The sequence below is a fragment of the Streptomyces sp. NPDC001222 genome (genome assembly GCF_042896945.1).
In the GTDB taxonomy this organism is placed as follows: Bacteria; Actinomycetota; Actinomycetes; order Streptomycetales; family Streptomycetaceae; genus Streptomyces; species Streptomyces gibsoniae.
On the sequence record NZ_JBIAXT010000045.1, the window covers coordinates 1 to 12,314 of the forward strand.

Annotated in this window: 11 protein-coding genes; 3 read left to right on the plus strand and 8 right to left on the minus strand. The window is 71.3% G+C overall.

Annotated elements, in window-relative coordinates; genetic code table 11:
* Positions 1 to 331: 331 nt before the first annotated feature.
* From ACFY2Z_RS37055 to ACFY2Z_RS37090, 8 genes are all read right to left on the minus strand, one after another.
* Positions 332 to 685, minus strand: a complete 354-nt coding sequence (locus tag ACFY2Z_RS37055) for a cytidine deaminase (protein WP_390748395.1) — start codon at positions 683 to 685, stop codon at positions 332 to 334.
* 101 nt (positions 686 to 786) lie between these two features.
* The gene (locus ACFY2Z_RS37060; protein ID WP_390748396.1) at positions 787 to 2,094 is read right to left on the minus strand and encodes a hemolysin family protein; all 1,308 of its coding nucleotides are present in this window, start codon (positions 2,092 to 2,094) and stop codon (positions 787 to 789) included.
* The gene (gene ybeY, locus ACFY2Z_RS37065) at positions 2,091 to 2,588 is read right to left on the minus strand and encodes an rRNA maturation RNase YbeY (RefSeq protein ID WP_311698420.1); all 498 of its coding nucleotides are present in this window, start codon (positions 2,586 to 2,588) and stop codon (positions 2,091 to 2,093) included. The genes ACFY2Z_RS37060 and ybeY overlap by 4 nt, the downstream gene beginning before the upstream one ends.
* 12 nt (positions 2,589 to 2,600) lie before the next feature.
* Positions 2,601 to 3,677 (minus strand): PhoH family protein, encoded by a 1,077-nt coding sequence (locus tag ACFY2Z_RS37070; RefSeq protein ID WP_355919436.1) that lies wholly within the window; start codon positions 3,675 to 3,677, stop codon positions 2,601 to 2,603.
* Between the two features lie 175 nt (positions 3,678 to 3,852).
* Positions 3,853 to 5,151, minus strand: a complete 1,299-nt coding sequence (locus ACFY2Z_RS37075; RefSeq protein WP_390748397.1) for an MFS transporter — start codon at positions 5,149 to 5,151, stop codon at positions 3,853 to 3,855.
* Entirely contained in the window at positions 5,148 to 6,473 is a 1,326-nt protein-coding gene (locus ACFY2Z_RS37080; protein ID WP_390748398.1) for a GH1 family beta-glucosidase, read from the minus strand. The genes ACFY2Z_RS37075 and ACFY2Z_RS37080 overlap by 4 nt, the downstream gene beginning before the upstream one ends.
* 65 nt (positions 6,474 to 6,538) lie before the next feature.
* Positions 6,539 to 6,805 carry a protealysin inhibitor emfourin gene (locus ACFY2Z_RS37085; protein ID WP_390748399.1) on the minus strand — a complete coding sequence of 89 codons (267 nt, stop codon included), beginning with the start codon at positions 6,803 to 6,805 and terminating at the stop codon, positions 6,539 to 6,541.
* Positions 6,806 to 6,837: 32 nt separating this feature from the next.
* The gene (locus tag ACFY2Z_RS37090) at positions 6,838 to 7,905 is read right to left on the minus strand and encodes a M4 family metallopeptidase (RefSeq protein ID WP_390748400.1); all 1,068 of its coding nucleotides are present in this window, start codon (positions 7,903 to 7,905) and stop codon (positions 6,838 to 6,840) included.
* Between the two features lie 368 nt (positions 7,906 to 8,273).
* Here ACFY2Z_RS37090 and leuA point away from each other — a divergent pair, with 368 nt between their 5' ends.
* From leuA to ACFY2Z_RS37105, 3 genes are all read left to right on the plus strand, one after another.
* Complete coding sequence (leuA, locus tag ACFY2Z_RS37095) at positions 8,274 to 9,995, plus strand: 2-isopropylmalate synthase (protein ID WP_390748401.1); 1,722 nt, start codon at positions 8,274 to 8,276, stop codon at positions 9,993 to 9,995.
* Positions 9,996 to 10,177: 182 nt separating this feature from the next.
* Positions 10,178 to 10,882 carry a TerB family tellurite resistance protein gene (locus ACFY2Z_RS37100; RefSeq protein ID WP_390748402.1) on the plus strand — a complete coding sequence of 235 codons (705 nt, stop codon included), beginning with the start codon at positions 10,178 to 10,180 and terminating at the stop codon, positions 10,880 to 10,882.
* Positions 10,883 to 11,079: 197 nt separating this feature from the next.
* Positions 11,080 to 12,312 (plus strand): exo-alpha-sialidase, encoded by a 1,233-nt coding sequence (locus ACFY2Z_RS37105; protein WP_390748403.1) that lies wholly within the window; start codon positions 11,080 to 11,082, stop codon positions 12,310 to 12,312.
* Positions 12,313 to 12,314 lie beyond the last annotated feature (2 nt).

Genomic DNA, 12,314 nt, shown 5'->3' on the forward strand with positions numbered 1-12,314 from the left:
GCTGGCAACTCGCCCCGGCCACCGCATAGCGAACAGGGGCTGCCCGGCCTACGGCCGGACAGCCCCTCACCAAGATCTTCATCAGCCCTCTAGGCGGTGTCCGGCAATTCCCGCCGGGCGCGCGACTCCCCCAGCCTGGCGGCTGGGAGGTGCCCCCAGGCACGGCACCTCGCCGCGTTGTCGGATCACCCGAGTACGTCCAGTACGCGGATGATCCTCCGCCTGGCGATGCACCGCACCGGACGCCGCGCGCTGATCCGGTCGTCAGACCCCCCTAGGGCCGGTCGTCAAACTCCCGCCTGCCTCGCGACGCCATGCACGCCAAGGCTCATCAGCCCGCCGTCACGCTCGCGCGGATCGTGCCGTCCGGGGCCGCCACCAGCACCGGCGTCCCGGGGCCGCCCAGGTCCCGCACCGCCGCCCGGTCCTCCGCGGAGGCGGACTCGGCCTCCGTGACCACGGCCGCCGCCTCCAGTGACTTCGCGCCCGACGCCACCGCCATCGCCACCGCCGTCTGCAGGGCGCTCAGCTTCAGCGACTCCAGGGCGACGGTTCCGGCCACATACGTACGCCCGGTCTCGTCGCGCACGGCGGCACCCTCCGGCACGCCGTTGCGGGCCCGCGCCGAGCGGGCCAGGGTGACGATCTTGCGGTCCTCGGGGTCGAGCGCGCTGTTGTCGGTCATGATCCGAGCATACGGATGCGACCGGACCGGACGGCCCTCAGGGGCGCATGTCCGAAGGGGCCGGGAAACGGGCGACTCCCGCGCTCCCGGCCGCCGAGGACTCACTCCGGCTGCGGCTCCTGCGCCGCGGGCTCGGTCTCGCCCACCGGCTCCACCAGCACGGTCACGATCTTGTTCCTGCGCCCCGCCGCGGCCTCCGCGGTCAGCTGCAGCTCCCGGCCGTCGGGGAGCTCGACCACGGACGACGCCCCGGCGATCGGCACCCGGCCGAGCGCCTTCGCGAGCAGTCCGCCGACCGTCTCCACGTCCTCGTCGTCGTACGCCTCCAGCCCGTACAGCTCGCCGAGGTCGCCGATGTCGAGGCGGGCGGTGACGCGGTAGCGGTCGTCGCCCAGGTTCTCCACCGGCGGCAGCTCACGGTCGTACTCGTCGGTGATCTCGCCGACGATCTCCTCCAGGATGTCCTCGATGGTGACGATCCCGGCCGTGCCGCCGTACTCGTCGATGACGACGGCGACGTGGTTGCGCTCCTTCTGCATCTCCCGCAGCAGGTCGCCCGCGTTCTTGGTGTCGGGCACGAACGCGGCCGGCCGCATGGCGGTGGACACCAGCTCCGACTCGGCGTCCCGGCTGATGTGCGTCTTGCGGGCCAGGTCCTTCAGATACACGATCCCGACGATGTCGTCCTCGCTCTCCCCGGTGACCGGGATCCGCGAGAAGCCCGACCGCAGGGCCAGGGTCAGCGCCTGACGGATGGTCTTGTAGCGCTCGATGACCACCAGGTCCGTCCGCGGGACCATCACCTCCCGCACCAGGGTGTCGCCCAGCTCGAACACCGAGTGCACCATGCGGCGCTCCTCGGCCTCGATGAGGGACTCCTTCTCCGCCAGGTCCACCAGTGCGCGCAGCTCCGCCTCGGAGGCGAAGGGGCCGCGGCGGAAGCCCTTGCCGGGGGTGAAGGCGTTGCCGAGAAGGATCAGCAGGGACGGGATCGGGCCCATGATCCGGGCCAGGGGCACCAGGACGTACGCCGCCACCGTCGCCGTGTTCAGCGGGTGCTGGCGGCCGATGGTGCGCGGGGAGACGCCGACGGCGACGTAGGACACGAGGACCATGACCGCGATGGCGACCAGCAGGGCCTCGGCCGTCCCGGAGAACTCCCGCAGACAGGCGTAGGTGACCAGCGCGGCGGCGGCCATCTCACAGGCGACCCGCACGAGCAGCGCGACATTGAGATAGCGGGTCGGGTCCGCCGCGATCTGGGCGAGCTTGGCGCTGCCGCGCCGGCCGCTGCGCACGGCCTCCTCGGCGCGGAAGCTGGAGACGCGCGCGAGGCCCGCCTCCGCGCAGGCGGCGAGCCAGGCGACGACGACCAGTGCGACGGCGCCGACGACGAGCTGGGGGCTCATGACACGGTGGGGGCCGGGGACGGGCCGGTCAGGCCCTTCTCCGCACGCCAGCCGTCCACGATGGCGGCCTGCAGGCCGAACATCTCGGCCTTCTCGTCGGGCTCCTCGTGGTCGTAGCCGAGCAGATGCAGCACTCCGTGGACGGTCAGGAGCTGGAGTTCCTCGTCCATGGAGTGCTGCGTCGGCGCCTCGGCGCCCTGCCGGGCGGCGACCTCCGGGCAGAGCACGATGTCACCGAGCAGCCCCTGCGGGGGCTCGTCCTCGTCCTTGGCCGGGGGCCGCAGTTCGTCCATCGGGAAGGACATGACATCCGTCGGACCCGGCAGGTCCATCCACTGCACGTGCAGCTGCTCCATGGCGTCGGCGTCCACGACGATCACCGAGAGCTCGGAGAGCGGGTGGATGCGCATCCGCGCGAGCGCGTAGCGGGCGATGTCGAGGATCGCCTGCTCGTCGACCTCGGTGCCGGACTCGTTGTTGACGTCGATCGACATGGTGCTGCTGGTCTACTTCCCCTTGTGCGCGTGCCCGGCCTTGCCGCGGCCGGGCTTGTGCGTGCCGTTCTCGGTGCCGTTCTTGCTGTCGTACTTCTCGTAGGCGTCGACGATACGGCCGACGAGCTTGTGCCGTACGACATCGTGGGACGACAGACGGGAGAAGTGGACGTCCTCGACGCCTTCCAGGATCTCCTGCACCTGCCGCAGACCGCTCTTGGTCCCGTTGGGCAGGTCCACCTGGGTCACATCGCCCGTGATCACGATCTTCGAGTCGAAGCCGAGGCGGGTGAGGAACATCTTCATCTGTTCGGGGCTCGTGTTCTGGGCCTCGTCCAGGATGATGAAGGCGTCGTTCAGCGTACGACCGCGCATGTACGCGAGCGGTGCGACCTCGATGGTCCCGGCGGCCATCAGCCGCGGGATGGAGTCGGGGTCGAGCATGTCGTGCAGCGCGTCGTAGAGCGGGCGCAGATACGGGTCGATCTTCTCGTACAGCGTGCCGGGCAGGAAGCCGAGGCGCTCGCCCGCCTCGACGGCCGGACGGGTCAGGATGATGCGGTTGACCTGCTTGGACTGCAGGGCCTGGACCGCCTTGGCCATCGCGAGGTACGTCTTGCCGGTACCGGCGGGGCCGATGCCGAAGACGATCGTGTGCTTGTCGATCGCGTCGACGTACCGCTTCTGGTTGAGCGTCTTGGGGCGGATCGTCCGGCCGCGCGAGGAGAGGATGTTCTGGGTCAGCACCTCGGCCGGGGTCTCGGGTCCGTCGCCCTCACCGTTCTCGCTCGCCCGGAGCATGGCGATCGAGCGTTCCACTGCGTCCTCCGTCATCGGCTGCCCGGTGCGGAGCACGAGCATCATCTCTGCGAACAGGCGCTGCACCACGGCGACGTCCGCCGGGTCGCCGACCGCGCTGATCTCATTGCCCCGGACATGGATGTCGACCCCCGGGAAGGCCGTCTCGATCACGCGCAGCAGGGAGTCACCGGAACCCAGCACCATCACCATGGGGTGCTGGGCAGGGACGGTGATCTGCGTTTTCGCCTGCCCCTGCGCGGGGGTGTGAGCTGTGGGTGTCTGCGTCATGGGCCGGCTCGTAGGCCTGCGATTCCTCCTCCGTACGGCCGCGTAGCTGAGGGCGGCCTCGCGGTTTCAAGAGTACGACGCGGCACCGACAGAGCCGTAGGACTTTTTTGTGTGCTTGTACGACGCACACTCGGAGCGGGACGCCCCTGACCCGGCTCCCGGACCGCCCCGGCGCTCACTCCACTCCCCGGATCCGCCCCACCAGCACCGCCCCCGCCAGCCCGATCACCGCCGCGACCAGGTACAGCACCCGGTAGCCGCCCAGATGCGTGACGATCGGAGCCGCCAGGGCCGGAGCCGCGACCTGGGGGAGGGCGTTGGCGATGTTGATCACTCCCAGGTCCTTGCCGCGGTCCAGGGCCTTCGGCAGGACGTCCGTCATCAGCGCGAAGTCCACCGAGGTGAACACCCCGAAACCCACCCCGAGGACCGCCGCCGCGACGACCGTGCCCGTCCAGGTCTGCCAGCCCGCCAGGGCCGCCGTCGCCACCGCCATCAGCACCCCCGACCAGACCACGAACGGCTTGCGGCGCCCCACCCGGTCCGACCAGAGCCCGCCGACGACGACCGTGGCGAGCAGGGTGACGCCGTTGACCGCGGTGAGGACGAGGACGCCCTGCTCGGGGTCGTGCACCGGGATCCCCCCTGACCCGGAGCCCCGGGGAAGGACGCGGTCCCGCAGGTAGTACAGGAGATACAGCAGCACCAACGCGTTGCTGAGGTTGATCAGGAAGCGGGTCAGCCAGGCCCACCCCAGGTCGGGATGGCGGCGCGGACCGAGCCAGAACCCGGCCAGGAAGCCCCGCCACGACCAGGCCGGCCGGTCCGTCGCCGACAGCCGCAGGTCCGCGTGCCACAGCACGTACGGCGCCACGCCCACCACGGTGAACATCGCGCACGCCGCATACCCCGCCCCGACGCCCCCGGCCGCCGTCGCCAGGCCCGTCCCGCCGACCACCCCGAGGATCTGCGCCGCCCCCAGCCAGCCGCCCACCGAGCCCCGCTGGAGCCGCGGCACCCGGTCCGGCACCGCCGCCGTCACCGCCGCGAAGGCCGCGTTCAGCGTCAGCTGCACCAGGCACCAGCCCAGCGCCATGGTCCAGGGGCCGTCCGCCCCGGCCAGCAGCAGGAGCGACAGCGCCCCGCCCGCCGCCCCCGCCACGATCCACGGGGTGCGGCGGCCCCAGCGGCCCGTGGTGCGGTCCGAGAGCGCGCCGAAGAACGGGTTCGCGACCAGGGACACCACCGCGCCCGCCCCCGTGACCCAGGCCAGCATCGTCTCCTTGGACATCCCGGAGCCGGGCGCGAAGTCCTTCGCCTGCGAGGCCAGCAGGATCTGCAGCGGGCCGTACCAGCCGACCCAGATCGCCCCGTTGGCCAGCGACAGGGCCGAGATCCAGCCCCGGCCGACCCGCTCGACGGGCTCGGCGAGAGCGTCCACGGGCCGGCCGGCGGCCCGTTTCGCCGTCGTCATCCCCGCGCCCGCAGCAGCTCCCGCAGCCAGGCGTACGACGCCTTCGGGGTCCGCCGAAGCGTCGCGTAGTCCACGTGCACCAGCCCGAAGCGGCGCGCGTACCCCTCGGCCCACTCGAAGTTGTCCAGCAGCGACCACACGAAGTAGCCGCGCACATCGACCCCGGCCTCCACCGCCCGGTGGAGCGCCCGGAGGTGCCCGTCCAGATAGGCGATGCGCTCCTGGTCGTCGACGCCCTCGTAGGAACAGCCGTTCTCGGTGATGACGACGGGCGGGAGCCGGTCGCCGTAGCGCTCGCGGAAGCCGGTCAGCAGCTCGGTCAGTGCCTCGGGGACCACCGGCCAGCCGAAGTCGGTGACCGGGTGGCCCTCGATCTCCCGGACGGAGAAGGGGAGTTCGGCGGGCAGGGAGATGCCGCCGAACTCGATGTCCGCGCCCTGCGGGGCGCCCACCCGTGCCGGTGCGTAGTAGTTGATCCCGTACCAGTCCAGGGGCTCGGAGATGACCTTCAGATCCGACTCCACGCCCTCGGGGCCCTCGGGCATCAGCGCCTCGATGCCGTCCGGGTAGCGGCCGAGCAGCAGCGGGTCGGAGAACAGCCGGTTGAGCAGGACGTCGTAGAAGTCCGCGGCCGCCACGTCCTCCTGCCCCTGGGAGGCGGGCCGGACCGGACCGTGCGAGTTGGCGATCCCGATGTCGCCCGCCCCGGCCGCGCGCAGCGCCCGTACCGCCAGCCCATGGGCCAGCAACTGGTGGTGGGCCACCGGCAGCGCGTCGAACATCAGCTGTCTGCCCGGCGCGTGGACGCCGAGCGCATGGCCCAGCAGGGTGTGCTCGGCGGGTTCGTTGAGGGTGATCCACTTGGCCACGCGGTCGCCGAGCCGCTCGGCGACGACCGACACGTACTCGGCGAACCGGAACGCCGTGTCCCGCTCCAGCCAGTCCCGGGTGACCGGCAGGTCCCAGTGGAAGAGGGTCACGACCGGGCGTACGCCCGCCGCGCACAACTCGTCCACCAGCCGGTCGTAGAAGTCCAGTCCGCCGGGGGAGTTCACCCGGGGCCAGGAGACCGAGAAGCGGTACGCGTCCACGCCGAGGTCCGCGAGCAGGGCCACGTCCTCGCGGTAGCGGTGGTAGTGGTCGCAGGCCACCGCCGCGGTCGAGCCGTCCTTCACCCGGCCCGGCTCGGCGGTGAACACGTCCCACACGGAGGGCTCGCGCACATCGGCCGCGCCCTCGATCTGGTGGGCCGAGGTGGACACGCCCCACAGAAAGCCGGCGGGGAACTGGGGTATGGGGTTCGTCGCCATGCGCCGGATCATCCTTACCCTCGGTAAGGCGCGTCAACGGGCAGGAACGAACTGCCCGTCGACGCAAGGCCCGTGGTTCACGCCCCTTCCTTCAGCACCCGGGAGACCAGCGCCCGCTGGTCCTCCGTGAGCCGGGGATCCGCGCAGTACACGGTCCTGCCGTCCACGGTGATCTCGTAGCTGAAGCCGTCCGGTACACCGGCCGGCGGCGTGCCCCGGCCGGCGGCCAGGACACGCTCGGCCAGGGCGTGCCACTCCTGGGCGTCGGCCCGTCCCGAGGTGTCCACCTCGGCCCGGCGCTCGATGCCCGCGAACCCGCCCGTACGCCTCACCCGAATATGCATGGCACCTGTCTAGTACGGGACGGGCGTCCGGGCTACGAGGTCCGGACCCCGACCTGCTCCCAGGCCTTGAGGACGGCCTCCTGCTCCGCGCCCTCGTGATAGCGGGACAGCGCCGCCGCCACCGTCAGCCTCGCGAAGTCCGCGAAGGTCGCCTGCGAGTCAAGCTCCCCGCCGGTCAGCACGTCGTACCAGATCTGTCCGGCCCGTTCCCAGGCGCGCCCGCCGAGTTCGGTGGCGACCAGGTAGAACGCATGGTTGGGGATACCGGAGTTGATGTGCACCCCGCCGTTGTCCTGGCCGGTGCGCACATAGCCGGCCATGGTCCCCGGCTGCGGGTCCTTGCCGAGCGCGGGGTCGTCATACGCGCTGCCCGGCTCCTTCATCGAGCGCAGCGCCTTGCCGTGGACGCGCGGGGCGAGCAGTCCGGCGCCGATCAGCCAGTCGGCCTCGGCGGCGGTCTGGCCGAGCGTGTACTGCTTGATCAGCGAGCCGAACACGTCCGACATCGACTCGTTGAGGGCGCCCGACTGGCCGAAGTAGGCGAGGTTCGCGGTGTACTGGGTGACGCCGTGGGTGAGTTCGTGGCCGATGACGTCGACCGGGGTGGTGAAGTCGAGGAAGACCTCCCCGTCCCCGTCGCCGAACACCATCTGCTCGCCGTTCCAGAAGGCGTTGTCGTAGTTCTCGCCGAAGTGGACGCTCGCTTCTAGCGGCAGACCCTTGCCGTCGACGGAGTCGCGGCCGTACGCCCGCAGATACAGCTCGAAGGTGGCGCCGAGGCCCGCGTACGCCCGGTTGACCGTGGCGTCCTCGCCGGGCTGGTCGCCCTCGCCGCGGACCTTGGTGCCGGGCAGGCTCTGCTGGTGCCCGGCGTCGTAGACCGTGCGCTGCGGTGTGCCGGTGGCGGCGGTGGGCGCAGTGGCCGCGGGCGCGCCGATGACGGTGGTCAGCCGGCGGCGGGTGCGCTCCATGGCGTCCCGCTCCAGGGTGCGGCGGGCGGGAGTGGCGAGCGCGGTGTCCTCGTGCTGGGCGAGCCTGTCGAGGACGTGCGGTGGCACGATGGTGCAGAAGACGGGCCCAAAGCCCCCGTTGGTGTTCATGTCGGGCACCATCGCACTGCGTGACCGATCTGTCACCACCCGCAACCATGATTGGTGAAAAGCCACGCCATGGAGCTATCCGCTCCACGGCGAGGTGACATGGGGGCGGGATGCGGGGGTGAAATGCGCGGGCGGTGCCGACTGTGAGGTGCCGCACTTTTTGTCCGAATTATCCCCGCGGTCCCGCATACTGATACGGGCCCTCGCATCCGGCGCGGCTGGACTAGCATGCGGAGCATCATGCGTTTCGGGCTGCTCCTCCTTAGCTGCCGCGGCGAGGGCCTGTAGTCGAGGCCGACCCCCTCCCCGCGGAGTTTGGCGTTGCGCCGTCGGCCGTCCTGCCGGACACCTTGAGGAGCCCACGCACCATGGCCAACCGCCAGCAGCCCACGTCCATGCCGGTCCACAAGTACCGCCCGTACGACCAGGTCGACATTCCCGACCGCACCTGGCCGGACCGGCGCGTCAGCCGCGCCCCGCGCTGGCTCTCCACCGACCTGCGCGACGGCAACCAGGCCCTGATCGACCCGATGTCCCCGACGCGCAAGCGGGCGATGTTCGACCTGCTGGTGAAGATGGGCTACAAGGAGATCGAGGTCGGCTTCCCGGCCTCCGGCCAGACCGACTTCGACTTCGTGCGCTCGATCATCGAGGAAGAGGGCGCGATCCCGGACGACGTGACGATCTCCGTGCTGACCCAGGCCCGCGAGGACCTGATCGAGCGGACCGTCGAGTCCCTGAAGGGCGCACGGCGGGCCAACGTCCACCTCTACAACGCGACCGCCCCCGTCTTCCGCCGGGTCGTCTTCCGTGGCTCCAAGGACGACATCAAGCAGATCGCCGTGGACGGCACGCGGCTGGTGATGGAGTACGCCGAGAAGCTGCTGGGCCCCGAGACGGAGTTCGGCTACCAGTACAGCCCCGAGATCTTCACCGACACCGAGCTGGACTTCGCCCTGGAGGTCTGCGAGGCGGTCATGGACGTCTGGCAGCCCGGACCGGGCCGCGAGATCATCCTCAACCTGCCCGCCACCGTGGAGCGCTCGACCCCCTCCACCCACGCGGACCGCTTCGAGTGGATGCACCGCAACCTCTCCCGCCGCGAGTACGTCTGCCTGTCGGCCCACCCGCACAACGACCGCGGCACCGCCGTGGCCGCCGCCGAGCTGGCCGTGATGGCCGGCGCCGACCGCGTCGAGGGCTGCCTGTTCGGCCAGGGCGAGCGCACCGGCAACGTCGACCTGGTCACCCTGGGCATGAACCTCTTCTCCCAGGGCGTCGACCCGCAGATCGACTTCTCCCACATCGACGAGATCCGCCGCACCTGGGAGTACTGCAACCAGATGGAGGTCCACCCCCGCCATCCGTACATCGGGGACCTCGTCTACACCTCCTTCTCCGGGTCCCACCAGGACGCCATCAAGAAGGGCTTCGACGCCATGGAGGCCGACGCGGCCGCCCAGGGCAAGACGGTGGACGACATCGAGTGGGCGGTGCCGTACCTGCCGATCGACCCGAAGGACGTCGGCCGCTCCTACGAGGCCGTCATCCGGGTGAACTCGCAGTCCGGCAAGGGCGGCATCGCCTACGTCCTGAAGAACGACCACAAGCTGGACCTGCCGCGCCGGATGCAGATCGAGTTCTCGAAGATCATCCAGACGAAGACGGACGCCGAGGGCGGCGAGGTCACGCCGACGGAGATCTGGAGCGTCTTCCGGGACGAGTACCTGCCGAACCCGGACAACCCCTGGGGCCGCATCCAGGTGAAGACGGGCCAGACCACCACCGACAAGGACGGCGTCGACACCCTGACGGTCGAGGCCACGGTCGACGGCCGGGACACCGTCCTCACCGGCTCCGGCAACGGTCCGATCTCGGCCTTCTTCGACGCGCTGCAGTCCATCGGCATCGACGTACGCCTGCTGGACTACCAGGAGCACACGATGAGCGAGGGAGCCTCCGCGCAGGCCGCCTCGTACATCGAGTGCGCGATCGACGGCAAGGTCCTGTGGGGCATCGGCATCGACGCGAATACGACACGTGCCTCGCTGAAGGCCGTCGTCTCCGCGGTCAACCGCGCCGACCGCTGACCCTCTGACCGGCACGTTCCCGGCCCCGTCCGCCCTTCAGGGCGGACGGGGCCGCGTCGTGGACCAGCCATTTCGGCCGAAGATCACGGAGAGGTCTCGTCCGGGGTACTGACTCCGCATCAACAATGTGGCTAACATCACGCCAGCGCGGCGATGTTGCCGTGGGGTTACGGAGGTGCGACGTGCTGCCAGGACGGGGACGCAACGGCCGTGGAGTCCGCGGGGCCCGTGCCGCGCAGGTTCTGGGCATCCGTACCGCATGGACCGCCGTGGGGGACGGCGAGTTCTTCTGTCCCGGCTGCGGGGGCGACCGCAACTACCAGCGCCTCACCGGGCGCCGCCGTCTCGCCCTCGTGGGCGTCCCGGTCCTGCCGCGCGGTGAGACGGGCCCGGTCGTGGAGTGCGCGGCCTGCGGCCACCACTACGGCACGGACGTCCTGGACCACCCCACCACGACCCGCTTCTCCGCGATGCTCCGCGACGCCGTCCACACGGTGGCCCTCGCGGTCCTCGCCGCGGGCGGCACCTGCTCCCGTCCGGTCCTGGAGACGGCCGCCACCGCGGTCCGTGCCGCCGGCTTCGAGGACTGCACCGTGGACGGGCTCGACGCCCTGGTCGAGGCCCTGATCGCCGACACCGGCCGGGTCTGCGGCGAACCGGGCGGCGCCAGCCTCGCCATAGAGCTGCACGAGGCCCTGGACCCCCTGGCCCCGCACCTCGCCTCCGCCGGCCGCGAGTCGATCCTGCTCCAGGGCGCCCGCATCGCCCTCGCGGACGGCCCCTACACCCCCGCCGAACGCGAGGTGCTCACCACGGTCGGCGCGGCCCTGACGATCTGCTCGGACGACGTGACCCGACTGCTGGCGGCGGCACGCACACCGTCGTAGTCCCCCCGGGACCGGGGACACCTTCGCGGTCACCCGGACCGCCCACACCTGCGCAGTCACTCGTACGAGGGACACGTCACCGTCACCCGGACCGGTGAGTCACCCCTGCTCCAGGGGTGACGGGCGGCGGCCATGGGGAGCATGAGACCGTCACAGGTCACCGTCCCACGCAGGGACGACACCCCCAAGGGAGAGGGATGTCCCTCCTGACCCGCGCCCTTCTCACCGCCACGGCACTCCTCACCCCGCTCACGGCCGCCATCCCCGCCTCGGTCGGTCCCGAGTCCCTCGGCCCTGCCTCCGCGACCCCCGCCCTGCGGACCCGCGGCTGCCTCTCCTCCGTGCCGTACAAGGCCGGTCAGGGCGGCTACCACACCTACCGGATCCCCGCGGTGGTCGTCACGGGGAAGGGGACCGTGCTCGCCTTCGCCGAGGGGCGGCGGGGCAGCGCGGCGGACAGCGGCGACATAGACGTCGTCCTCAGACGCTCCCAGGACGGCGGCTGCACCTGGGGGCCGCTCACGGTCGTCGCGGCCGGCAAGGGGGACACCCGGGGCAACCCGGCGCCCGTCGTGGACCCGCGAACCGGGCGGATCGTCCTCGTCACGTCGTACAACAGCGGTGCGGTGACCGAGGCGCAGATCATGCGCGGCGAGGTGACGCCCCGCCAGAGCCGCCGGGTCTTCGTCCAGACGAGCGGGGACGACGGACGGCACTTCTCGGCCCCACGGGAGATCACCGCCGAGGTGAAGCAGGCGGACTGGCGGTGGTACGCCACCGGTCCCGGCCATGCGATCGCCCTCACCCGGGGCCCGCACGCCGGCCGGCTCGTCGTGCCCGCCGACCACTCCACCGCGCCGCCCCCCGGCTCCTCGGACACCGGACGGGAGGGCCGGTACTACGGCGGCCACGCGATCTACTCGGACGACGGCGGCGCCACCTGGCACCTGGGCTTCAGCGACGACTCGGCCGACGGCCACGACAACGCCAACGAGACCAGCGCGGCCCAACTCCCCGACGGACGGATCTACTTCAACGCACGGAACCAGAACGGCGGCGGCGCCGGGAACCGCCTCGACGGCTACTCCGACGACGGGGGCAGGACCCTGGAGCGCCCCTACGCCGTGCAGCACACCCTGGACGACGTCCCCGTCGTCCAGGGCAGCGTCCTCCAACTCCGCGGCACACACGCCCCGTTGCTCTTCTCCGGGCCCTCCGTGCCCACCGCGCGCGAGGCGATGGCGATCTGGCGCAGCACCGACGGCGGGAGGCGCTTCACCCAGGTGCTGACGCTGTCCCGGCGGAGGGCGGCCTACAGCGACCTGGTCCAACTGCCCGGCGGGCGGACCGCGATCCTCTACGAGACGGGGGCGAAGGGACCGTACGAGACGATCGAGTTCCGGCGGACCCTGCTCGGCGTCCCGCAGTGACG